We start from the raw sequence: 21,960 nt of genomic DNA, 5'->3' as shown, positions 1-21,960 counted from the left end.
GCGGCCCGGAGGCGGGTCTCTTGACCTGAACCCTGCGGAAAGCCTAGGTTTCCACAGGGAGAAAGCGCTTACTGCCGGGTGGGCGCCCCTCACCGTGGAGGTGTTTGTCACGCCCAGCCAGGCTTCCCCCAGCCGGCCGATCCGGGTCGCGATCGTCGGTACCGGCGCCATCGCGCGCGTGAGCCATCTGCCTGCCCTGCGTGCGCTGGCCGCCGAACAGCCCCTGGAGATCGTCGCGGCGGTCGATGTCGACGCCGCGTCCGCCGAAGCGTTCTGCGCCGAGGCGGGCACCGGCCGGGCGTACACGGATCTCGCCCGGATGCTCGCCGAGGAGCGGCCCGATCTCGTCACGCTCGGCACTCCGCCCCGCTTCCACCGCGACCAGACCATCACCGCACTGCGCGCCGGGGCCTGGGTGTGGTGCGAAAAGCCTCCCTGTCCCTCGCTGGAGGACTTCGACGCCATCGAGGCGGCGGAGGCCCCCGACAAGGGCGGCCCGTTCGCCGCGATCGTGTTCCAGCACCGGTTCGGATCCGGTTCGGACCACGTCCGGGCGCTGCTGGCCGAGCAGGCGATGGGGCGGCCCCTGGTCGCTCATTGCCAGACCACCTGGTACCGGGACGAGGCGTACTACTCCGCTCCCTGGCGGGGCCGTTGGAGTACGGAGGGCGGCGGCCCCGCGATGGGCCACGGCATCCACCAGATGGATCTGCTGCTGGATCTGCTGGGTCCCTGGTCGGAGATCCGGGCGATGGCGGGACGGCTGGTGCACGACGTCGAGACGGAGGACGTCTCCACCGCACTGGTCCGCTTCGAGAACGGCACCATGGCCACGATCGTCAACAGCGTCCTCAGCCCGGACGAGGTGAGCCGGATCCGGATCGACTGCGAGCGGGCCACGGTCGAGCTCACCCATCTGTACGGCCATCGCAACGCCGACTGGCGGATCACTCCGGCCCCCGGGGTCACCGCCGAACAGGTCGCCGCCTGGCGGGACTTCGGGGCCGATGTGCCCAGCTCCCACGAGGCCCAGCTGCGCGGTCTGCTCCACGATCTGCGGGCCGGCCGCCGGCCGCGCAGCAGCGGCGCCGACGGCCGCACCAGCCTGGAGCTGGTCACCGCCCTCTACAAGGCGGCCTTCACCGGAGGCACCGTCCGGGCCGGCGAGACCGGCCCCGGTGACCCGTACTACAGCGCCCTGCACGGCAACGCACCCGGCTGGGCGCCCGAGCCGGCGGAGCGGTCCGCGTGACCGGCCGGACCACGCTGGTGCACCGGCACGGCGACCACATCTCCGTCGCGACGGCGGACAGCGGGGTGGAGCTCCTGCGGTACGTGTACCGGCCCGAGGCGGCCTGGGAGGCGCCGAAGCCGTACATCCATCCGCTCCGCACCCTTCTGGGGCAGGTGGTGACCGACTACCGGCCCAACGATCACCGCTGGCACAAGGGCCTGCAGCTGACCGCCTCGCATCTGTCGGGGCAGAACCTGTGGGGCGGCAACACCTATGTACGGGGCGAGGGCTACCAGCCGCTGCCCGAGCGGGTGGGTTCCATGGCGCACCGCGGGTTCGACGAGATCTCGGTGCGGGAGGACGGGGCCACGGTCGCCGAGCGGCTCGGCTGGCATCCGCACAGCGGGGAACTGTGGGCGGACGAGGCGCGCCGGGTCGAGGTGCACGACATCGATCCGGCGTCGGGCAGCTGGGTGCTGACGTGGTCGTCGGCCGTCACCAACCGGCGGGACGAACCCCTGCGGTTCGGCAGTCCGGCCACCCACGGGCGCCAGGGCGCCGGCTACACGGGGCTGTTCTGGCGCGGCCCGCGCGCGTTCCGTGACGGCCGGATCCTCACCCCGGACGGCGAGGGCCCCGAGGTGATGGGGCGGCAGGCGCCCTGGCTGGCGTACAGCGGCGAGCACGACGGGGCGTACGGCCACGCGACGCTCGTCTTCGCGCACGCGCCGGAGAACGACCACACGGGCGCGGGCGGCGAACACCCCGCGCACTGGTTCGTTCGCAATGACCCCTTCGCCGGGGTCGCCCCGTCCTTCGCCTTCCACGACGAACTGGTCCTGGAGCCCGGCGCCACACTGACCCGGCGCTACCGGGTGGTCGTCGCGGACGGGGTGTGGGAGCGCGAGCGGATCGAGGCCCGGCTGGCGGGGCTGGCCTGGTGAACCCGCGCGTCGTCGGCGACCCGGTCAGTCGCCGGGAATGAGGCCGTGCGACCGGAGGTAGGCGCGAGCGACGTCCTCGGGGAGTCGGCGCCAGCTGTCCACCTGCTCGTTCAGCCGGGCCAGGTCCGCGGTCGTCAGTACGGTGTTCAGCTTGCCCAGTGCCGTACGGACACCTTCGCTGCCCGCCCGGGACCGGTTGACGACGGGCACCAGGTAGTCGGCGTTCTGCAGGTGCTTGTCGTCGGCGAGCAGGACGAGACCGAAGTCGTCCAGGGTGGCGTCCGTGGTGGTGGTCAGCACCATCTGGTCACGGCCGCTCCGGACGGCCTGCTTGGCCTGGGTCGTACCGACGCCCTTGGGGTCGACGCCGGTGATGTCGATGCCGTACGTCTTCTTCAGCCCGGGAGCGCAGTAGGGGCGCTGGACACACTCGTCGCCCGCGGCGAGGCGGACCGGGAGCCCCGACCTCCCGAGGTCGCTGAGCGACTTCAGGTGGTGCTTCGCCGCGTAGGCGGAGGTGACGGCGAAGGCGTTCTGGTCGACGGCACGGCCGGGGTCCAGAACGGTGAGGCCGCGGGGTGCGGCCAGGGCGCGCAGCGCCTTCATGGTGGTGGAGAGGTCGGGTGAGCCGACCGGGGTGGCGTCGGCGCCGTTCTTCTTGGCGTTCAGCCAGTCGGCGAAGGTGGCGGCGTACTCGGGGACGACGTCGATCTGGCCGTTCTCCAGGGCCGGCTCGTAGATCTCCCGGTTGGTGACGGAGATGATCTCCGTGGAGTATCCGGCCCGGTCGAGCAGCAGCGCGTACATCTGGGCGAGCAGATCGCTCTCGGTGAATCCCGCCGAGCCGATGGTGAGGTGTTTGCTGTCGCCGGGCGGGGCGGTGACCTCCCCCTGGTTCTCCAGCGTGGGCCCGGTGGTGCAGGCGGAGACCGGTGCCAGCACCAGGAGCAGGGTCACGGCGACCGTGTGCCGGGCCCTCATCCGGTGTTCCCGTCACGGACCCGGTCGGGGGCGAACCGCTGCGCCAGCTCGAAGAGACCTTCCACGATCAGGGCGAAGGCGGCGACCAGGACGGCGCCGGCGACCACCTGGGCGGTGGAGGCGAGATTGAAGCCTGCGGTGATGATGCGGCCCAGTCCCCCGCCGCCGGCCAGCGCCGCGATGGTGGCGGTGGCGACGAGCTGGACCGCCGCGATCCGTACGCCGGTCATGATCAGCGGCAGCGCGAGCGGCACCTCGACCTGGAAGAGCATCTGCCGGCCCGTCATGCCCATGCCTCGGGCCGCGCGTACGACGTCCTGGTCGACCTCCCGCATGCCGACGTAGGCGTTGGTGAGCAGCGGCGGTACGGCGAACAGGACGAGCGCGACCACGGTCGGTCCCTCGCCGAACCTCCCGATCGGGGTGAGCAGCAGCAGGACGAGGACGGCGAAGGTGGGGACGGCACGGCCGACGTTGGAGATGTTGACGGCCAGGGCGCCCCCCTTGCCGAGGTGCCCGAGGAGCAGGGCGATGGGCAGGGCAATGAGGCAGCTGATCAGCAGACAGACGACGGTGAGGACGAGGTGCTGGGCCAGCCGGGTCCAGATGCCGTCCTCGCCGTACCAGTGCGCCGACGTCGTGAGCCAGGTCCAGGCCTCGGAGAGGGTGTTCACGACTGCCTCCGTGTCCAGGGGGTGAGCAGGCGCTGCGCGAGCAGGAGCAGCAGGTCGGCGGCGACGGCGATGACGACGCACAGGACGGAGGCGGTGAGCACCTGGGCCTTGAAGTAGGTGTTCATCCCGGAGTAGATGAGGTTGCCGAGTCCGCCGTAGCCGACGATCGCGCCGATGGTGACGAGGCTGACGGCGGAGACGGTGGCGATGCGCAGGCCCGCCATCGCGGCCGGCAGGGCGAGCGGGAGTTCCACGGCGACGAGCAGCCGTACGGGGCCGTACCCCATGCCGCGTGCCGCCTGCCGGGTCTCCTCGGGCACGGCGCGCAGCCCGGCCAGGATGTTCCGTACCAGCAGGGTGAGCGAGTACAGGACCAGGCCCGCCACGACGAGCGAGGCGGAGAGTCCGTACACGGGGAGGAGCAGCGAGAACATGGCGAGCGACGGGACGGTGTAGAGGATCGTCGTCACCCCGAGCACCGGGCCCGCCGCCCAGCGCCAGCGGCGGGCGGCCAGGGCGAGCGGCACCGCGATGACGAGTCCGATGAGCACGGAGACCGCGGTCAGCTGCAGATGTTGCAGCACGGCGTCCCAGAGGATGTCCCGACGGCTGCTCAGATAGGCGCCGCAGATCCACTCGTTGCGCGCGAGGCAGTCGTCCGGGGGCGCGGTCACCTGTCCATTGCAGCCCGCAGCGGTACGCGGGCGCCCGTCCGGCTCACCCGTCCGGGGGGACGTGCCCCCGGACGGGTGAGCCGGACCTTCGCCCTGGCCCGCTTCCCACCGATACCGGGCGACGTCCCTCGGCCATGCCCCGGACCGGAGCCGGCGACCTCTGGACACACAGACATCGATGCGATTAATCTCATCGACACTTATTCAATTAATTGACTATGGAGCCGGGATGCACCCTTTCCGTAAGGCCGTCGAAGCGCACGACCTCGGCGCGGTCGAGGCGCTGCTGGCCGAGGACGTCGTCTTCACCAGCCCGGTGGCGTTCAAGCCCTACCCCGGCAAGGCGCTCACCGCCGCGATCCTGCGCGCGGTCGACCAGGTCTTCACGGACTTCCGCTACGTCCGGGAGATGGCGAGCGAGGACGGCCGCGACCACGCCCTCGTGTTCGAGGCGAAGGTGGGCGACCGGAAGATCACCGGCTGCGACTTCCTCCACATGAACGAGGCGGGCGAGATCGACGACCTGATGGTCATGGTCCGGCCCCTTTCGGCCGCGCAGGCACTGGCCGCGGCCATGGGAGCCAGGTTCGAGCAGATCGGCCGTGAAGCCTCGGCGGGCTGAGCCCTGAGCCGCCAAGCCCCTCGGAAGGACGGGCGGTTGACCCGGTTCACATGAAATCCGCAGGGCGTGCGGTTGTTAGGATCACCACCCTATGAACACCAGCACCGAGTTCGCCATGGTCGATGTCCCACCGGGACGGGTGACCCTGTCGGACCGTCGTACGCAGCGCAGCTGGGCGGTCGATCTCGCGCCGTACCGGCTCGCGGCGTTCCCGGTCACCCAGGCCCAGTACGCGCAGGTCACCGGCGAGCGGCCGAGTACGGCACAGGGCGAACTGCTGCCCGTCGAGGGCGTTTCCTGGCTGGACGCCGTCCGCTTCTGCAACGCCCTGTCCCTGCGCGAGGGGCTGGCGCCCGCCTACCGGCTCCACGACGATGCCGCCGGCGTCGAGTGGGACCCGGCCGGCGACGGATACCGGCTTCCGGCCGAGGCCGAGTGGGAACACGCGTGCCGGGCCGGCACGACGGAGGCACGGTACGGGCCGCTCGACGACATCGCCTGGCATCGCGGCAATGCGCAGGACCGGCCGCACGAGGTGGGCGGCCGGCAGCCCAACGCATGGGGCCTGTACGACACGTTGGGCAACGTGTGGGAGTGGTGCTGGGACGTCTACGACGCCGAGGTGTACGGCACCTACCGGGTGCTGCGCGGTGGTGGCTGGTTCGACGAGCACTGGAGCTGCCGGGCCTCGGTGCGGCGGCGCAGCCATCCGACGTTCCGGATCGACGACACGGGGTTCCGTGTCGCACGCTCGGCTCCGCGGTGAGCCGCCCCCCGGAGGTTCGGTCCGTCAGTCACCGTCACTCCCCCGCATCGACCGTGCCGCGGCAGCCAGTTCGGCGGTGAAGGCGTGGCGCGGCGCGTTCAGTACGTCGCGCGCCGCCCCGGCCTCGACGATCTCACCGTCTTCCAGCACGGCGATACGGTCGGCGAGGGCCGCCGTTTCCAGGTCGTGGGTGATCAGGACGAGGGCGGGCACGGCGCCGGACCGGAGCAGCTGCGCGAGCAGTCCGAGGAGGGAGCGCCGGGCGAACGTGTCGAGGCCCGAGGTGATCTCGTCGCAGACCAGGACCCGCGGGCGCGCGAGCAGGGCACGGGCCAGGGCGGCGCGCTGGAGTTCGCCGCCGGACAGCGCCCCGGGGACACGCAGCGCCCGCTGAGCCGGGAGGTCCAGTGCGCTCAGTACGTCCACTGCCTCGGCTCTCGCCGCGACCCGGCCCACGCCGCGCAGCCGTACGGCCGTCCGTGCGATCTGGTCGAGTACGGGGCGGTGGGCGTCGAAGGCCGCCTGCGCGTCCTGGAAGACGTACTGGACCGCGGCCAGTTGCCCGCGGTCGCGGTCCCGCAGACTCCGTGGCAGTGGGCGCCCGTCCAGGAGCAGTTCGCCGTCGTGGTTCCGGTGGAGGCCGCTCAGGCAGCGGGCCAGGGTCGTCTTGCCGCTGCCCGAGCGGCCGACCACGGCGAGGCTCTCTCCGGCGTGCAGGGTGAGAGCCGCGTGGTGGAGCACCGGGGTCCGGCCGTGGCGCGCGGTGAGGGCCCGGACGTCGAGGACAGGGGTGTCGCCGGTGTCCGCGCGCGCCGTGCGCATGCGGATGTCCGGTGACGGCGCCAGGAGTTCGCGGGTCCACGGATGGTCCGGGGAGCGCAGGACCTCCTCCGCGGGCCCCGCCTCGACGGCCTTTCCGTCGCACAGGACGACGACCTCGTCGGCGAGGGCGCGGACGACGTCCACGTCGTGGCTGAGCAGGACCACGGCGACGCCCTGCCGGGCCAAGGCGGCCAGCAGCTCCACGACGCGCCGTTTCGTCAGGGGGTCCTGCCCGGTGGTCGGCTCGTCCGCGACCACGGCACGGGCGCCGAGCAGCAACGCCTGGGCCAGGACCACACGCTGCTGCTGGCCGCCGGAGAGCTGGTGGGGGTAGCGGCGGAGCAGGGTCCCGTCGGAGGGCAGCTGGGCGCGGGCGAGGGCGTCGAGCACGCGCTCGCGTGCCGCCGCCCGGCGACCGGGGCGCGGCAGGTGCGCCACCCGGTGCCGGGCGATGTCGCCCAGCAGGGCACCGGTGCGGCGGGCGGGGTTGAGCACGGTGGCCGGGTGCTGCGGGACGTATCCGATCAGTCCGTCCGCGAGGCGCACCTCCCCCGTCACGTGCGCGCCCGGCGGGTACTCGCCCAGCAGCGCGCGTCCCGTGGTCGTCTTGCCGCTGCCCGACGCTCCGAGCAGAGCGATGATCCGTCCGGGCAGCACCCGCAGGCTGACGCCGTCGACGATCGCCCGCCCGCCGGCCTCCACCCGGAGTCCCTCGATCACGGCGACGGGTTCCGTCCCGTCGGCCGTCCTGGGCCGTGCGGCCGTGTTCATATGCGCTTCTCCTTCGTGCCGGGGCGAGCGAGCGCCGCGTCGACGAGCAGGTTTCCGCCCATGGTGAGCGCGACGATCAGCAGGGCCGGGACCACCACGGCCCACGGCTGGACGAACAGCCCGGCACGGTTGCGGTCCACCATCACCGCCCAGTCGGCGGCGTCCGGGGCCACTCCGACACCGAGGAACGCCGCCGTGGCCACGAGGTACAGGGCCCCCGTCAGACGGACACCCGCGTCGGCGGCGAGGGTCCGGGCGACCGACCTGCCGACATAGCCGAAGGCCATCCGCGCCCAGCTCTCGCCCTGCATGCGGAGCGCCTCCACCGCCGGACGCGAGGCGGCTTCCGCCCCTGCGGCACGGACGATCCTGGCCGTGTCCGGAATGTTGACGAGTGCCACCAGGAGGGCGAGGCCGGCCGGTCCCGGTGCGACGGCGGCGGCCACCAGCAGAATCAGCAGGAGTGACGGTACGGAGAGCAGCACGTCCAGCGGACGCATCAGCAGCTCCTCCACCCACCTGCGGCGCGTGAGGGCACAGACGAACCCGGCCGGCAGCGCCACCGCATAGGCGAGGGCCGTCGAGGCGAGCGCGACGAGGACCACCGACCGGCCGCCCAGCAGCACCTGTCTGCCGACGTCCCGGCCGATGAAGTCCGTGCCGAGCCGGTGCCCGTCGCCGGTGGTGAGCGACGTCCCTCGCGGCCCGGCGTCCCCGGCGAACAGCGGTCCCGCCAGGGCGAGTACGAGCGGAACACCGACGATGAGCAGGCCGGGGAGGAAGCCGCCGGCACGGGTGCGGGTCCGCCCGTTTCCCGGCCCGACGACCAGCGCCTTCAGTCCGCGCCGGGAGCGGGCGAGCGCGAGGGCCATCACGCCGCCGCTCCCGTGCGCGGCGCGAGGCGGTGGGTGACCAGGTCCGCCCCGAGGTTGAGCAGGACGGTGGCCAGGCCGAAGACGACCGCGAGGCCCTGCACCACGGGGACGTCCCGTTCCGCGACGGCGTTCATCAGGACCGTGCCGAGCCCGGGGATCACGAACAGCGCCTCCACGACGACCACCCCGCACAGGAGCCAGTCCACCGTGCGGGCCAGTTGCTGGGCAGCCGGGGCGATCGCGTTGGGCAGGGCATGGGTGTAGCGGACCCGCACGCCCGGCACGCCGCAGCGGAGCGCCTGGGCGACGTACGGCGAGGTCAGTGCGTCGGTCATGCCGGCCCGGACCAGCCGGGCGAGCGAGCACACCGGGCGCGCCAGCAGGACCAGGACGGGAAGTACCAGCGCGGCCGGGTGGGCGAGCAGATCGGTGCCGTAGCCGACGGCGGTCGGCGGCAGCCATCCGAGCCGGAGCGCGAAGACCGTGACCAGCAGCACGCCCAGGGCGAACTCCGGAACGGCGTACAGGCCCAGCGTCACCGCGCTGACGATCCGGTCGGCGGCGCGCCCTTCGTGCCGGGCCGCGAGCACGCCGAGGCCGACGGCGGCGGGTACGAGCAGCACCACCGTCGGGGCGGCGAGCAGGAGGGTCGGGCCGAACCCGTCCGCCAGATAGGTGCTGACGGGCCGCCCCGAGGTCAGCGAGACCCCGAGGTCGCCGTGGAACAGCCCGGCCGACCAGTCGAGCAGACGCTCCAGGGGCGGACGGTCCAGGTGCAGGGCGGCTCGCACCGCCTCGATCCGGTCCGGGTCCGGCTGGTCTCCGGCGAGGGCCACGGCGGCGTCGCCGGGCAGCGCCTCGGTGAGGGCGAAGACGAGCAGCACCACGGCCGCGGTTTGCGCACCTGCGAGCAGCAACCGCCGTGCCGCCCACGGCATGGATGCGCTCACGCGAGCCACACCCTGTCGAAGCGGGCCCAGTCCAGGGTGTTGGCGGGTGCCTGCTGCTCGATGCCTCTGACGCGGCGGGCGGTGCCGAGTATCCAGTCGGCGAAGCCCCAGATCAGGAAGGGGCCTTCGGTGTGGAGGCGGCGCTGCATGCGGGCGTAGACGGCCGAGCGCTCCTTCGGGTCCCGTGTCGACTGGGCCTGCTGGTACAGGGCGTCGAAGTCCTGGTGGCGCCACTTGGTCGCGTTGGTGGTCGAGCCCGTGAGCAGGCGCTGGGATACGTGCGACTCGATGGGCATGGCGCCCGAGCGGTAGCAGCACAGGGTGCCGGCGTCGAGGATGTCCTTCCAGTAGGTGTCCTTGCTTCCGGTCCTCACCTCGACCGTGATGCCCGCTTCGGCCGCCTGGTCGCGGAAGACGGCGGCGGACTCGGTGAAGCCGGCGGCGACGGGTGAGGTGTCGAGGGTGATCCGCAGGTCCTCGGCACCTGCCTGCTTCAGCAGGCTGCGCGCCCGGCCGAGGTCCCGTTCACGCTGGGGCAGGCTGTCGGCGTAGTACTCGTACCCCTTGCCGAACAGGTCGTTGCCGACCTCCCCGGCGCCGGAGAGGGCCCCCTGGACGAGTTCTTCCCGGTCGGCGACGAGCATCAGGGCCTGGCGGACGCGCGGGTCGTCGAAGGGCGGCCGGTCGGTCTTCATGGCGAAGGACTGCATCGCGCTGTTGCGGAGCCGTACGATCCGGATCCGGCCGCCCTTCTCATGGGCGCGGGCGGTCGCCGGGTTCAGCTCGTGGGCATACTCGACCTGGCCGCCCAGCAGGGCGTTGACGCGTGCGGACTCCTCGTTGGCGACGACGAACTCCAGCTCGTCCAGGTGCGGGGCACCGTCCCAGTAGTCGTCGTTGCGCCGCAGGACGGTGGACCGGCCGGGGGCGAAGGACACCAGACGGAAGGGACCGCTGCCGACGGGCCGGTGGTCGAAGTCGCCGTCGCGGGCCGAGGCGGGGACGATGTACGCGCCGAACGCCGCCATCACATTGGGGAATTCGGCTGTCGGCCGCTTGAGGACGAATTCGACGGTCCGCTCGTCCAGGGCCCGGCTGGCCGCCAGGTCGATCGGTTCGAGTGACGCCCTGGCGCGGAAGGCGCGCTCGGGGTCGGCGATCCGCCGGTAGCTGTACAGCACGTCCTTCGCCGTCACGGGCTGCCCGTCGTGGAAGAGCGCCGTCCGCAGGGAGACCTTCCACCGGTCGAGGTTGTTGTTGGGTTCCCAGGAGGAGGCGAGGCGGGGCTGGGCCGAGAGGTCGCCGCCGTAGTCGGCCAGCTTGTCGTAGAGAGCCTTGGCGCGGGCGGCGTCGGCGAAGAGGTTGCTCAGGTGCGGGTCCAGCGTCTCGCTCGCCCCGCCTCCGGCGAAGGCGGCCCGCAGCCGGCCGCCGCGCTTGGGTGTGCCGTCCGCTTCGGCGTCGTCGGGGGCGGGGCCCGAGGTGTCCGCGCAGCCGGTCAGCGCGAGGGCGCCGAGACCGGCGGCGCCCGTGGCGGCGAGGAAGCCGCGGCGGCGCAGGCCGGGGAAGGGCGATGCTGTCGTGGTGCGTGTGTCGCTGTGCATGGGATGTCCTTGATCCGGTGGGAGTGGGCAGGAAGGAAGGAACCGGTCCGGTCAGCCGTCCGCGAGCCGGGCGATCACATGAAGCCGGTCGGCGTCCGTCGTTCCGGCGGGCAGGTCGCCCTCATGCCAGGGAGGTTCGGTTCGGGGCCCGGGCCCGTCGTGGAGCGCGAGGACCTCGAACCCGTTCGCGACGAGGGCCCGGCGGAGTTCCCGGGGGAGCAACAGGCGCCAGGCCGAGCGCTGTTCGACCGGAGGTGTTCCGTCGTCGGTGGACCAGGTGCGGCTGCGGTGGAGCAGGCGGGCCGTCGGGTCCACGCGCAGCCGGGTCACGGAGCGGTGGACGACGCCGCGATGGGTGAAGGTGTGAACGGCCGGGGCCTCGGAGAGCGCGCCGCGGCCGAGGAAGTACGCACCGTTGCGCATCTCCGCGACGAACAGGCCGCCCGGGCCCAGGCAGCGCCGGCAGGAAGCGAGGAAGGTGTCGGTCTCGGCAGCGGTCCGGCAGTACAGCAGCGCGCTGTCCAGGCACACGACCGCGTCGAATCTCCGTGCGCCCAGGTCGAACTCCCTCAGATCGGCGCGGAGATACTCCGGCCCAGGATGCTCCCGGGAGGCGTGCCGGAGCATCGCGTCCGAGAGGTCGGCACCGGTCACGGTGCGCCCCCGCGACTGGAGGTACGCGGCGTCGCGCCCGGTACCGCAGCCGAGGTCCAGGACGCGGGGGCCGGACCCGTACCTCCTGAGCGTGTCCTCGGTCCAGCGTCCGGCGAGCCGCTGGGGGTCCGGAAAGCGGGCCTCGTAGAGCGCCGGGTTGTCGGTGAGCAGATTGGCGTCGTTCATGGGGGTTCTCCTCAGGCGGGGGCGGAAACGGGGACCGGCCGGCCGGGCAGCCCTCCGCGGCGGTGCAGCCGGGTGATCCCCGCCGCCGAGACGAGACCGAGCACGAGACAGCAGGCCCAGGGCAGCCAGCCGGCGCCGATGCGCTGGCCGGTGTCCATCGCCCAGCCGACGGCGGCGTTCCCGAGAGCTGCGGCGATGCCGGACACGACGTAGAAGACCCCGAAGTACGTGCCGGTGAGACCGGGCCTGCCGAACTCGGGGATCAGTTCCATCACGAACGGCTGGGTGACCATGAGTCCGGTCTGGAGCAGCAGGGCGCCTGCCAGCACGGGGACCGCGCGCAGCACGGTCTGGCTCACACCGGCGTCCGGCGGGGCGTCCGACGCCACCAGCATGGGCGGCACGAAGGCCACCGCCATCAGGGCGAGGCCCGCTCCGATCCACTTCGCCCTGCTGCCCCGCCGTTTCAGCGCGCGGGTGATGCGGAGCTGGAACGCGAGTCCGGCGAGCGTTCCCACGAGGAAGACCAGGCCCGCCGCACCGTCCCAACCGGTGGCCCGGCGTGCGCCGTCGGGAAGCAGCAGATAGAGCTGGCTCTCCAGCGCCACCATGGAGACCATCGCGCAGGCGAAGGCCATGAAGGGGCGGTTGCCGACCACTTCACGCCAGTCGGCGAAGACACCGTTCGTGGCTGGTACTGCCGCCCGGCCGGGCGGCAGTACCAGGGCCTGGGCGACGGTCAGCACGGCGAAGATGCCTGCCGCCGTGAGAGCGGCCGCCCGGAAGTCGACCAGGAGCAGGGCGCTGCCGAGGAGGGGACCGATCAGGGCTCCTGTCGTCGCGAAGACGTTGAAGAGCGCGAACGCCTCGGCCCTGCGCTCCCCCGCCTCCTGGGCGAGGTGGGCACGGACCGCGGGGTTGAACAGGGCACCGGCCATTCCGCTGAGGACCGAGGCCGCGAGCAGGACCACGACTCCGTCGCCGAGCGCGAAGAGGGCGAAACCTGCCGTCCGCAGCGCGCAACCGGCGATGATCACCCGACGGGCCCCCAGCCGGTCCGAGGCCGACCCGCCGATGACGAACAGCCCCTGCTGGCTGAGGTTGCGCACACCGAGCACGGTGCCGACGACGGCGGCGGACATCCCGAGGTCGTCGCTGAGGTGCACGGCCAGGTAGGGGATGAGCAGGTAGAAGCCGGTGTTGACCCCGAGCTGGTTGACGAGCAGGAGGCGCACCGCCGGGGGCAGGGCGCGTATCTCGCGCCAGGTGCTCACGACCGCACCTCTTTCGCGTGGTCGCGTCCCCGGTCGGTGCCGTCCGCCACGAGGGGTGAACGGGGTCCGTCGAACGGTGTGCGCGGGCGTACGCCCAAGCCCGGGTGGCTGCTCGCCCGTACGGTGCCGTCGGTTCCGCCGATTCCTGTCCACGGGTCGTGGGCGAGCAGCAGATGTCCGTCGAGGTCGGTCCACCGGGCACGGTCCGCGAGGTGCACGGCCGGGGCGATGCCGAGTGAACTCGCGGTGAGGCAGCCGAGCATGAGGTCGGTGCCGCTGCCGGCGATCAGTGCGGCGATGTGCAGGGCAGCGCTCACGCCTCCGCACTTGGCGAGTTTGACGTTGATGCCGTGGACCCGCCCGGCGAGCCGTCGGGCGTCCTCGATGCCGACGGCGTCCTCGTCGGCGATGACGGGCAGCGGCGAGCGTGCGGCGAGCCGGGCCAGTGCCTCGGGGTCGCCCGGAGCGACAGGCTGTTCGACGGCCTCGACGCCGAGTTCGGCGAAGCGACCGAGCAGTGCGGGCGCCGCCGCGGTGCTCCAGCCTCCGTTGGGGTCCAGGAGCAGCCGTACGTGCGGGGCCGCAGCGCGCACGGCACGCACGCGCGCCACATCGTCCTCCGGATCGGGCGCACCGGCCTTGACCTTGAGGACGGTGAACCCCTCCCCCGCCAGCCGGGCGGCGAGGGCGCCGGCGTGGCGGGGCGAGGTGATCCCGATGGTCCTGGCGGTCGCGGCGACAGGCGCGGCGGCCGTGCCGAGGAGGCGGTGCACCGGCGCGCCGGCGCGCTTGCCGACGAGGTCGAGCAGCGCCGACTCGACGGCTGCCGCCACCGCCGGGGGCGCCCCGGGCGCGACCGGCCCGCCGGTGCCTCGGGGTTCGCCGGAGGCCTGCCGGGACAGGGTCTCCAGGGCCGTCTCCGGGTCCGGGAACCGCGCGAGACCGTGGCCGCACCGGTCGAGCCAGTGGGTGACGGCCGCGGTGTCGAGGCCGTAGTACACACTGCTGACGGTCTCGCCGTGGCCGTGCAGCCCCTGATGCTCGATGGACAGCCGGACCGCGTCACGGGCGGTCATGGTGGAGCGGGAGATCCGCAGCGGCTCGGCCAGCCGCAGCGCGACGGTGCGCCGGCGGACCTTCATCGGGACTCCTCCGGTTCGTACGGCAGCCGGACGGTGTACGGGCGGGTGCGCGGCAGGGTGCTTCCCGCGGGCACGCGGGCCGCTGTCGCTCCTGCGGGCCCACGGGACACCGGCTGCCGCACGGGCCTGCGGTCCTCGCGGCGCCCCGTGACGGCGCGGCAGCGCGTCCAGCCGGTCGCCTCCACGGCCTGCGGATGGCGGATCTCCACCGGGCGGGTGGCCGCGTTCTCCGGGCCCAGCCCGTGCAGGGCGTTGAATCCGTCGTCGAAGATGCTGCCGAGGTAGCGGTGCGGCCCGTCGGGGAAGACGGTCGCGACGACAGCGCCCGGGTGGACGCGGGCCGCCCAGGCCGCCACGAGTGCGACGGCACCGGTGCTCCAGCCACCACTGACGAAGTTGTCCCGGGCCAGCCGCCGACAGCTGTCCGCGGCCTCCGCCGGTCCGACCCAGTGGACCTCGTCGAACTGCTCGTGGGCCACGTTGCGCGGATGGATGCTGCTGCCCAGTCCGCGCATCAGGCGGGGCCGGGCCGGCTGTCCGAAGATCGTCGAGCCGGTGGCGTCGACACCGATCAGCCGCAGTCCGGGCCAGCGTCTGCGCAGCGGGCCGACGATGCCCGCGCTGTGCCCGCCGGTTCCGACGCTGCACACCAGGACGTCCACATGGTCGAGCCGGCCGGCGATCTCGGCGGCGAGTGACGCGTAACCGGCGGTGTTGTCGGGGTTGTTGTACTGGTCGGGCCAGTAGGCGCCCGGCAGTTCGGTGAGGAGCTCACGGAGCCGGGCCAGCCGGGCGGCCTGCCAGCCGCCCTCGGCGGCCGGACGGCCGACGAGTTCCAGCCTGGCGCCGTGGGCGTGCAGGAGACCGCGCATCGACGGTTCGAGTTCGGTGTCGCCGACCAGGACGACGGGATGGCCGAGCGCCTGGCCCGCGAAGGCGAGACCGATGCCGAGGGTTCCGGAGGTGGACTCCACCACCGGTGCGCCTGGGCGCAGTTCGCCGCGCCGCTCGGCGCCCAGCAGCATGGACACGGCGGCACGCGCCTTCATCCCGCCCACGGCGAAGCCTTCGAGTTTGGCCCAGAAGCCGGGGTGCGGGCAGGGCAGATCGGCGGTGATGCGGGCGAGCGGGGTGCCGCCGACGAGCCCGAGGAGTTCCCGGTTGCCCGCGGGGCGCAGGAGTGCGGCGGTCACAGGGTTCCTCCGTAGTGGTGAACGGTTCCGGCGGCGCCGTCGAGCCAGAAGAACGGGTACGGCTCCGCGGACACGGCGGTGACTCCGGCGCCGATGAGCCGGGGCAGTACCGCGCTGCCGGTCTGGGCGAAAACCACGAGGGGCTTGTCCTGCCGCAGGGCGTGTTCCCGCAGCGGTTCGAAGCTCCCGTTGCCCAGGGTCATCCCGGAGGCCAGGATCGCGTCACAGCGCTCCAGTTCGGCCGGCGCCTCGGTGCGCACGGGCTCGCCCCACTCCGTCGTACCGCCCTTCAGGTCGCACGGTACGTAGGCGAGGCCGCGCTCCCGCAGCGCCTCCAGCAGGGAGTTGACCACCCCGACGACGAGCACGGTGGAACCGGGCGGGGTGTCGAGCAGCCCGACGACGGCGCGTGCCCGCGCCCGGGACCTCTCCAGCGAATCACCGGCCGGAAGGGGCCACGGCCGCGCGCCCGATCCGGGGCCGTGGGGCAGCACCGCCATCAGATACGTATCGAGCGCGGCGACCCTGACCGGGGACAGCCGGTGTCCGAGCAGCGCGGCGACATCCGCGCCGACGCAGTCGTCGACGACCCCGGCGGGCAGCTCCCCCGGCTCGACCGCGCAGGAGCCGACGGCCGCGTCGAGTCGCAGGCTGAGCACCTCGTTGCGGTAGCCGCTCCCGCGGCCGGCGTGTCTTACGGACTGGCGGGTGGTGAAGGCCATGGCGATGTGGCGGGTTCGCGGGTCGGGCCCGAAGCGGCCGGCCAGGACTCCGGCGACGAGATCCTCGTACGAAGCGGCGGCGGGGGCGGTCATCGGTTCGCCACCTGGGGGCGCAGCCGGGCGAGGAGCGCCTCGGCGCCTGCCCGGGCGCCCGGACCGTCGGCGTCGCCGGCCATGACGTGTCCCAGGTACTCGTTGTTGCTGCTCGCCACGCCCACCCGGGTGCCGGGTCGCGCGACGCTGACTTCAAGGACGTCGGCGGCCTCTCCCACCTCGTCGACGCCGTCGACACCTTCCAGCACTCCCCCGGCGCCGGGCACCAGGAAGGCGATGGCCGCGCTGTGCAGTCCGGTGGCGCGTGGCCGCAGGTCCGGTGCGCGCCCGAGTGCCACGTTCACGCAGGCTGCCGCGAGATCGATGCCGGTCACATGCCGGACCAGTTCGGTGATGCGGTTGCCGGCCGGGCGGGGGTTGACCTCCACCACACGCGGGCCGTCCGGCGTCAGCTTGATCTCGGTGTGCGCCACCACGGAGTCCAGACCGAGCGCCTCGACCGCCCGCACGGCGGTCTCCCGGGCCGCGCGGTCGTCCGCGTCGGTGAGTGCCGCCGGGAACATGTGGCCGGTCTCCACGAAGGCCGGTGCTCCGCCGGTGCTCTTGTCCGTCACGCCGACCACCTCGGTCCGGCCGGCGAACGTCACGGTCTCCACGCTGACTTCGGGCCCGTGCAGGAACTCTTCGAGCAGTACCACGGGTGCGCGGGCCTGGCCCCGCGCGTTGACGGGGAAGTCCATGAGCGCCCGGTGGGCCTCGGCGAGGCCCGTCTCGTCGTCCACGCGCCGCACGAACATCCCGGCGCACAGGTCCACGGGCTTGAGGACCAGCGGCAGACCCGTCTCCCGGACGGCCCGCACGGCCTCCGCGTGATCCCGGCAGACGGCGAACCGCGGTCCGGGCACGCCCGCTTCGGCGAGGACCCGCCGGGTGAGGTCCTTTCGGCAGGCGTTCTCCACGGCAGCGGGGGCGGGCCCCGGCAGGTTCAGCCGGGCGGCGATCCTGGCGGCAGCCGGGAGGTAGTAGTCGCAGGAGGTGATCACTCCGTCGAACCGCAGGGACGCGTGGGCCCGTTCGGCGAACGGCAGCAGCACGTCGGCGTCGTTGGTGTCCGCCGTCAGGACGTGACGGGCCGAGAGCAGCGGGTGCGTGACGCCCTCGGGTGCGGCGCGCAGGTAGTGGTGGAGGTCGCGGGTGAGGAAGGTGAACTCGTGCCCGCCCTCCCGGATCGCCCGTGGCAGAAGCCTGCTCATCGATCCGACCCAGCTCTCGACCATCAGCAGATGTGCCACGACTACCCCTCTTCGCCATGCAGTTCAGGACCCGGGCAGGCGGCAGCACCCGTCCGGGGGCTCGCGCCTGACTCGCCACACGCTATCGACAATCGTTTTCATTGTCATCTAGCTGTGAGGCCTTCCCCGGCTGCCGGACCGTCCGGAGCCAGCCCCCGACTCGCCGCTCCGGCTCGGATCACGGCGGCAGGACGGTCCCCGGCGGTTGCGGGCACGCGGCGCACGGTGTTGATTCGAAGTACGTGTACGGGCGGCCGCCCGCTTCCCCGATCCGGGGGTGAACCCCTGTGCTGTTCGCCGACCGCGCCGACGCGGGTCAGCAGCTGGCCGAGGCGCTGCGCCCGCTGGCGTCGAGCGACCCCGTCGTCCTGGGCCTGCCGCGTGGCGGTGTACCGGTGGCCTTCCGGGTCGCCCGGGAGCTCGGCGTCGCTCTCGATGTGATCGTGGTGCGCAAACTCGGCGTCCCGTACCACCCGGAGCTGGGCTTCGGCGCCATCGGAGAGGGTGGCGTGCGGATCATCAGCGAGGACATCGTGCGCCGCGGCGGGGTGTCGGAGGCGGATGTCGCCGCGGTCGAAGGGGCGGAGGAGGCCGAGCTGCTGCGGCGGGCCCGGGCGTTCCGGGGCGACCGGCCCCGGGTCCCGCTTGCGGGGCGCACCGTGATCATCGTGGACGACGGCATCGCCACCGGCGCGACCGCCATGGCCGCGTGCGAGGTGGCCCGGGCCCAGGGAGCCGCGCGCGTGGTGCTGGCCGTGCCGGTGGCACCTCCGGACGCCGCCGAACGGCTGGGCGGGCAGGTCGACGAGCTGGTGTGCCTGTCGACACCGCACGGATTCGCCGCCGTGGGTGAGTGGTACCGGGACTTCGGCCAGACCCCGGACGAGGAAGTCGTCTCGCTGCTGGCCCGGGCCGCCGCTCCGGACGCCTCACGGACCGCGGCCGAGGTGGCGGTGGAGGCGGGCGGCGTGACCCTGCCGGGTGACCTCACCCCGGCCGGGGACACCGGAGCACTCGTCGTGTTCGCCCACGGCTCCGGCAGCAGCCGGCACAGCCCGCGCAACCGTTCGGTGGCGGCGGCCCTGAACCGGGCGGGACTCGGCACCCTGCTCTTCGACCTGCTCACCCCCGCCGAGGAGGCCGACCGCGCCAACGTCTTCGACATCGGGACCCTGGCCGGGCGACTGGTGGACGCCACCGTCTGGGTACGGCGTCGCGCCCCCGGCCCCGTCGGTCTGTTCGGCGCGAGCACCGGGGCCGCGGCAGCCTTGCGGGCAGCCGCCGCCGTCGGCACGGAGCGCGGCGCGGGGATCGGCGCCGTCGTCTCCCGGGGCGGCCGGCCCGACCTCGCGGGCGACAGCCTCGGCGACGTACGGGCCCCGACCCTGTTCATCGTGGGCGGTGACGACACCCGGGTCCTGGAGCTGAACCGGCAGGCGCAGGCACGGCTGCGTTGCGAGAACCGGCTCGACGTCGTCACCGGGGCCACCCATCTCTTCGAGGAGCCGGGCGCGTTGGACGAGGTCGCCGAGCTGGCCCGGGACTGGTTCACCGGCCATCTGACAGCCCGATCCGGCTGACGCGCCACCGGCCCTCCGCCTCTCCCGCCACCGAGGACTCAGACGCTCCTCACACATGGCCGCGCGGTTTCCCCGATCGCCGAGCAACCCTCCGCGCACATTCGCCGTCTTGATCCACAACAAAGGCCGCACGCCGCACACGACCGACCTCGACTCACCCCCCACCAGCACAGGGCTCCGGCGATCGCACATCTATACGCGCAATGTATACACAGGACGTATAGATGCTGCCGCCGCGTCACCCCGTGCACGCACGGAAGGCTCCCATGCACAGCAAAGCAATGGCGCCCGAGTACCAGGGCGCCCTCACCAAGATGTCCGTGAACGCATCCCTCACGGACGTACTGGCCGAGGGGCAACGTCACCTCAAGGAGGCCGAACTCGCCGGCTCCCCGCAGGAGGTGGCCCGCACCGGGCTCGCGGTGGCCGAGGCCCACCGGAGACTGGGTCACGTCCAGGACGCCGACCGCGCCTGGAAGGCCAGCTACCGGGCGGCCCGCTCGGCCGGCGCCACGGGGGCCATGGCCTGGGCGCTGTGGAGCGGCGGGACGCTCGCCCGGCAGCGCGGCGAACTGCGACTCGCCTTCCGGCTGCTGAGGCTGGCCGCGGACCTGGGGAAGGCGGGCGGGGACGTCGTCGCGCGCGGCTACTCACTCGCCGGACTCGCGGAGACCGGACGCATCCAGGGCGACTACCGGACCGTCGCCGCGCTGCACGAGCAGCTCCTCGCCGAAGCACGTGCCCGCGGCGAGGCCCGGCACACCGTCTGGGCCCTGGAGGGCATCGCCCAGATCCATCGCAACACCGGGTCGTTCGACACCGCCCTGGAGATGTTCGAGGAGGCGGCCCGGCTCGCCGGGGACGCCGACGACCGGCGCGGCCGTGCCTGGGCGCTGCGCGGGATGGCCGACATCATCTCCGTACGCGACAACGACCCGGAGCGCGCGCTCGGTCTGCTCTCCGAGGCGGAACTCACCTGCCGTGCGATGAAGTTGTCGAGTGCCCTCGCCTACAACCACAAGATGCGCGCCAATGTGCTCTACCGTGCCCGGCGGTACGAGGAGGCCCGGACGGTCTACGAGGAGGCGCTGGCGGAGTTCCGTGCGATGACCGAGCCCCGGGGCGAGGCGCTGGCCCGGCTCGGGCTCGTGAAGTCGCTCGCCCGGCTCGGCCGCGACCGTGCCGCGACCGCCGCGGAGCTGGACGAGCTGCGGGGGACGCTGGACCGGATCGGACTGCTCAACGCCCGCGGCATGGTCGACAAGGCGTACGCGGAACTCGGCGTGACGGCGGCCGGCGACATCGCGGCGGCCCCAGGCGCGACGCCCCCGGCGGGCGGCCCGCGATGACTCCTCCCGTGGCCCAGCGGACCGGGGCGCCGCAGATACTCGCCCGTTGCCGCGAACTCGTCCGTCCCTCGCTCGTCCGGGCGGTCGGGCGGCTGCACCCGTGGCATGCCGAGATCACCGCGTTCTCCTTCGGCTGGGACGGGGACGGCCGGCCCCTCCCCGGTGCGCAGGGCAAAGGGGTCCGGCAGGCCCTGGCGGTGCTCGGCGCGGAGGCCGTCGGCGCGAAGGCGGAGAGCGCGGTCCCCGGCGCTGTCGCCGTCGAACTGATCCACACGTTCTCCCTGCTCCACGACGACGTCATGGACGGCGACGAGACCCGCAGGCAGCGGGCCACCGCCTGGAAGGCATACGGCACCGGACCCGCGGTCCTCGCCGGCGACGCGCTCTTCGCACTCGCCGTCCAGACGCTGGCCGGTACTCCCGGCGGCGCCTGCGCCCCGGCGGTCCGGCTGCTGGCCGGGGCACTCAACGACCTGGTGCACGGTCAGGCCGACGACCTGCTCTTCGAGTCGCGGCCCTGGACCGGGCCGGATGCCGTGCAGCCGCACGAGTACCGGCGGATGGCCGAGCAGAAGACGGGCGCCCTGCTGGGCTGCGCGGCCGGCCTCGGCGCCGTCCTGGGGGGCGCCGGGCGCTCGGAGACCGATGCCCTCACATCGGCCGGCCGCCACCTCGGGGTGGCGTTCCAGGCCGTGGACGACGTGCTCGGGATCTGGGGCGACCCGGCCGTCACGGGCAAGCCCGTCCACAGCGATCTGCGGCGCCGGAAGAAGACGTACCCCGTCCTCACCGCGCTCACGGCCGGCGGCCCGGCCGCTGTGCGCCTGGGCGCGTTGCTGCGTACGGGAGAGGCGCTGGACGACCGTGCCGCCAGGCGGGCGGCCGGGCTGATCGAGGAGGCCGGCGGACGCGCGGCGGCCCTGGACGAGGCCGACCGGCACCTGGAGCGTGCTCGCGCCTGCCTGGAGAGCGTGGCCCTGGCGACGGAGCCTCTCGCGGATCTTCTCGCCCTGCTCCCGTATTTCGCCGCACGCGTCCGGTGACGCCCCGCGCGGCCGGCGGACATCCGTCCGTCGGCCGCGCGCCCGCGTCCCACGTGGTCAGGGATGCATCGACGCGCCCTTGAGGATCTTGTCGACGGCGTTGCGGGGCCCGTGCACGGCCAGCCCCACCAGATCCATACCGTCCCGCCGCACCGCGCGGACGGCGGCCCGGTTGTCCCGGTCGTTGCCCGTCGCGAAGAGGTCGGAGGTGAACACCGAAAGGATCGCTCCCCGGCCGACCGCCCGGGTGTGGGCCGTCGTCAGCACTTCCTTCGGCCCCTCGAAGACCAGCACCGGCTGACGGAACATCGGCAGGTACGGGGTGTCGTCGGCGTCGGCGTACGGCTCGCCGACCACCTCGGGCACGGCCGTACCGAGCCCGCTGACGAGGAAGGCCGTCACATTGAGGCGCTGCCACGTCTCCAGGTCGTCCCGGAGCAGCACGGCGATCTTGGTGTCGAAGCGGACGGGGGCGAGTTCATCTGTCATGGCCCCGAGCCTGCCCGGCAGCACGCCGCCCGGTCTTGTACGAACTTTGCACGTCTGCTCCCCGGGCC

21 protein-coding genes are annotated in these 21,960 nt (G+C 73.1%); 7 read left to right on the top strand and 14 right to left on the bottom strand.

All coding sequences use genetic code 11. The annotated features are described in order from the left end of the window. The first annotated feature begins 100 nt into the window (after nucleotides 1-100). Together OG446_RS35720 and OG446_RS35715 are read left to right on the top strand one after the other, a co-directional pair. Nucleotides 101-1,252, top strand: coding sequence for a Gfo/Idh/MocA family protein (locus OG446_RS35720; RefSeq protein ID WP_328898523.1), 1,152 nt, complete (start codon nucleotides 101-103; stop codon nucleotides 1,250-1,252). Further along, nucleotides 1,249-2,178, top strand: coding sequence for a PmoA family protein (locus tag OG446_RS35715; protein ID WP_328897929.1), 930 nt, complete (start codon nucleotides 1,249-1,251; stop codon nucleotides 2,176-2,178). The genes OG446_RS35720 and OG446_RS35715 overlap by 4 nt, the downstream gene beginning before the upstream one ends. A gap of 24 nt (nucleotides 2,179-2,202) precedes the next feature. Here the strand turns inward: OG446_RS35715 and OG446_RS35710 are convergent, their stop codons facing one another. From OG446_RS35710 to OG446_RS35700, 3 genes are read right to left on the bottom strand one after another with little or no spacing between them, the layout of a single operon-like run. Then, nucleotides 2,203-3,159 (bottom strand): ABC transporter substrate-binding protein, encoded by a 957-nt coding sequence (locus tag OG446_RS35710; RefSeq protein WP_328897928.1) that lies wholly within the window; start codon nucleotides 3,157-3,159, stop codon nucleotides 2,203-2,205. Then, nucleotides 3,156-3,833, bottom strand: coding sequence for an ABC transporter permease (locus tag OG446_RS35705; RefSeq protein ID WP_328897927.1), 678 nt, complete (start codon nucleotides 3,831-3,833; stop codon nucleotides 3,156-3,158). Before OG446_RS35705 ends, OG446_RS35710 begins: the two co-directional genes overlap by 4 nt. Further along, entirely contained in the window at nucleotides 3,830-4,507 is a 678-nt protein-coding gene (locus OG446_RS35700) for an ABC transporter permease (protein ID WP_306084340.1), read from the bottom strand. Before OG446_RS35700 ends, OG446_RS35705 begins: the two co-directional genes overlap by 4 nt. 229 nt (nucleotides 4,508-4,736) lie before the next feature. Here OG446_RS35700 and OG446_RS35695 point away from each other — a divergent pair, with 229 nt between their 5' ends. Continuing rightward, the gene (locus OG446_RS35695) at nucleotides 4,737-5,129 is read left to right on the top strand and encodes a nuclear transport factor 2 family protein (protein ID WP_328897926.1); all 393 of its coding nucleotides are present in this window, start codon (nucleotides 4,737-4,739) and stop codon (nucleotides 5,127-5,129) included. A gap of 91 nt (nucleotides 5,130-5,220) precedes the next feature. Continuing rightward, nucleotides 5,221-5,895, top strand: a complete 675-nt coding sequence (locus OG446_RS35690; protein ID WP_328897925.1) for a formylglycine-generating enzyme family protein — start codon at nucleotides 5,221-5,223, stop codon at nucleotides 5,893-5,895. Between the two features lie 24 nt (nucleotides 5,896-5,919). Here the strand turns inward: OG446_RS35690 and OG446_RS35685 are convergent, their stop codons facing one another. The 10 genes from OG446_RS35685 to OG446_RS35640 are packed head-to-tail and all read right to left on the bottom strand — an operon-like array spanning nucleotide 5,920 to nucleotide 17,431. Continuing rightward, nucleotides 5,920-7,488 (bottom strand): ABC transporter ATP-binding protein, encoded by a 1,569-nt coding sequence (locus OG446_RS35685; RefSeq protein WP_328897924.1) that lies wholly within the window; start codon nucleotides 7,486-7,488, stop codon nucleotides 5,920-5,922. Then, nucleotides 7,485-8,360: an ABC transporter permease gene (locus OG446_RS35680; protein WP_328897923.1), complete on the bottom strand. Its 876-nt coding sequence runs from the start codon at nucleotides 8,358-8,360 to the stop codon at nucleotides 7,485-7,487. Before OG446_RS35680 ends, OG446_RS35685 begins: the two co-directional genes overlap by 4 nt. Then, a complete protein-coding gene (locus OG446_RS35675) occupies nucleotides 8,360-9,301 on the bottom strand; it encodes an ABC transporter permease (RefSeq protein WP_328898522.1) in 942 nt (313 codons plus the stop codon). Before OG446_RS35675 ends, OG446_RS35680 begins: the two co-directional genes overlap by 1 nt. Nucleotides 9,302-9,309: 8 nt before the next feature. Next, nucleotides 9,310-10,914 carry an ABC transporter substrate-binding protein gene (locus OG446_RS35670; protein ID WP_328897922.1) on the bottom strand — a complete coding sequence of 535 codons (1,605 nt, stop codon included), beginning with the start codon at nucleotides 10,912-10,914 and terminating at the stop codon, nucleotides 9,310-9,312. Nucleotides 10,915-10,965: 51 nt separating this feature from the next. Next, the gene (locus tag OG446_RS35665) at nucleotides 10,966-11,754 is read right to left on the bottom strand and encodes a class I SAM-dependent DNA methyltransferase (protein ID WP_328897921.1); all 789 of its coding nucleotides are present in this window, start codon (nucleotides 11,752-11,754) and stop codon (nucleotides 10,966-10,968) included. An 11-nt stretch (nucleotides 11,755-11,765) separates the two neighbouring features. Further along, nucleotides 11,766-13,028: an MFS transporter gene (locus tag OG446_RS35660; protein WP_328897920.1), complete on the bottom strand. Its 1,263-nt coding sequence runs from the start codon at nucleotides 13,026-13,028 to the stop codon at nucleotides 11,766-11,768. Beyond that, entirely contained in the window at nucleotides 13,025-14,170 is a 1,146-nt protein-coding gene (locus tag OG446_RS35655) for an enolase C-terminal domain-like protein (protein ID WP_328897919.1), read from the bottom strand. Before OG446_RS35655 ends, OG446_RS35660 begins: the two co-directional genes overlap by 4 nt. Beyond that, the gene (locus OG446_RS35650) at nucleotides 14,167-15,363 is read right to left on the bottom strand and encodes a PLP-dependent cysteine synthase family protein (protein ID WP_328897918.1); all 1,197 of its coding nucleotides are present in this window, start codon (nucleotides 15,361-15,363) and stop codon (nucleotides 14,167-14,169) included. Before OG446_RS35650 ends, OG446_RS35655 begins: the two co-directional genes overlap by 4 nt. Next, a complete protein-coding gene (locus OG446_RS35645; protein WP_328897917.1) occupies nucleotides 15,360-16,178 on the bottom strand; it encodes a Rossmann-like domain-containing protein in 819 nt (272 codons plus the stop codon). The genes OG446_RS35650 and OG446_RS35645 overlap by 4 nt, the downstream gene beginning before the upstream one ends. Beyond that, nucleotides 16,175-17,431, bottom strand: coding sequence for an ATP-grasp domain-containing protein (locus tag OG446_RS35640; RefSeq protein WP_328897916.1), 1,257 nt, complete (start codon nucleotides 17,429-17,431; stop codon nucleotides 16,175-16,177). Before OG446_RS35640 ends, OG446_RS35645 begins: the two co-directional genes overlap by 4 nt. A 287-nt stretch (nucleotides 17,432-17,718) precedes the next feature. Between OG446_RS35640 and OG446_RS35635 the strand changes: the two genes are divergently transcribed. From OG446_RS35635 to OG446_RS35625, 3 genes are all read left to right on the top strand, one after another. After that, entirely contained in the window at nucleotides 17,719-19,011 is a 1,293-nt protein-coding gene (locus OG446_RS35635) for a phosphoribosyltransferase family protein (protein ID WP_328897915.1), read from the top strand. A 266-nt stretch (nucleotides 19,012-19,277) separates the two neighbouring features. Next, nucleotides 19,278-20,360, top strand: a complete 1,083-nt coding sequence (locus OG446_RS35630) for a tetratricopeptide repeat protein (protein ID WP_328897914.1) — start codon at nucleotides 19,278-19,280, stop codon at nucleotides 20,358-20,360. Beyond that, nucleotides 20,357-21,403 (top strand): polyprenyl synthetase family protein, encoded by a 1,047-nt coding sequence (locus OG446_RS35625; protein ID WP_328897913.1) that lies wholly within the window; start codon nucleotides 20,357-20,359, stop codon nucleotides 21,401-21,403. Before OG446_RS35630 ends, OG446_RS35625 begins: the two co-directional genes overlap by 4 nt. Before the next feature lie 57 nt (nucleotides 21,404-21,460). Here OG446_RS35625 and OG446_RS35620 read toward each other — a convergent pair whose 3' ends face one another. After that, nucleotides 21,461-21,892 carry a DUF2000 domain-containing protein gene (locus OG446_RS35620; RefSeq protein WP_328897912.1) on the bottom strand — a complete coding sequence of 144 codons (432 nt, stop codon included), beginning with the start codon at nucleotides 21,890-21,892 and terminating at the stop codon, nucleotides 21,461-21,463. Between the last annotated feature and the right edge of the window lie 68 nt (nucleotides 21,893-21,960).

This window comes from Streptomyces sp. NBC_00236, from assembly GCF_036195045.1.
In the GTDB taxonomy this organism is placed as follows: Bacteria; Actinomycetota; Actinomycetes; order Streptomycetales; family Streptomycetaceae; genus Streptomyces.
The sequence above is the reverse complement of the archived record's forward strand: the minus strand, read 5'-3'. Positions and strand labels throughout refer to the sequence as shown.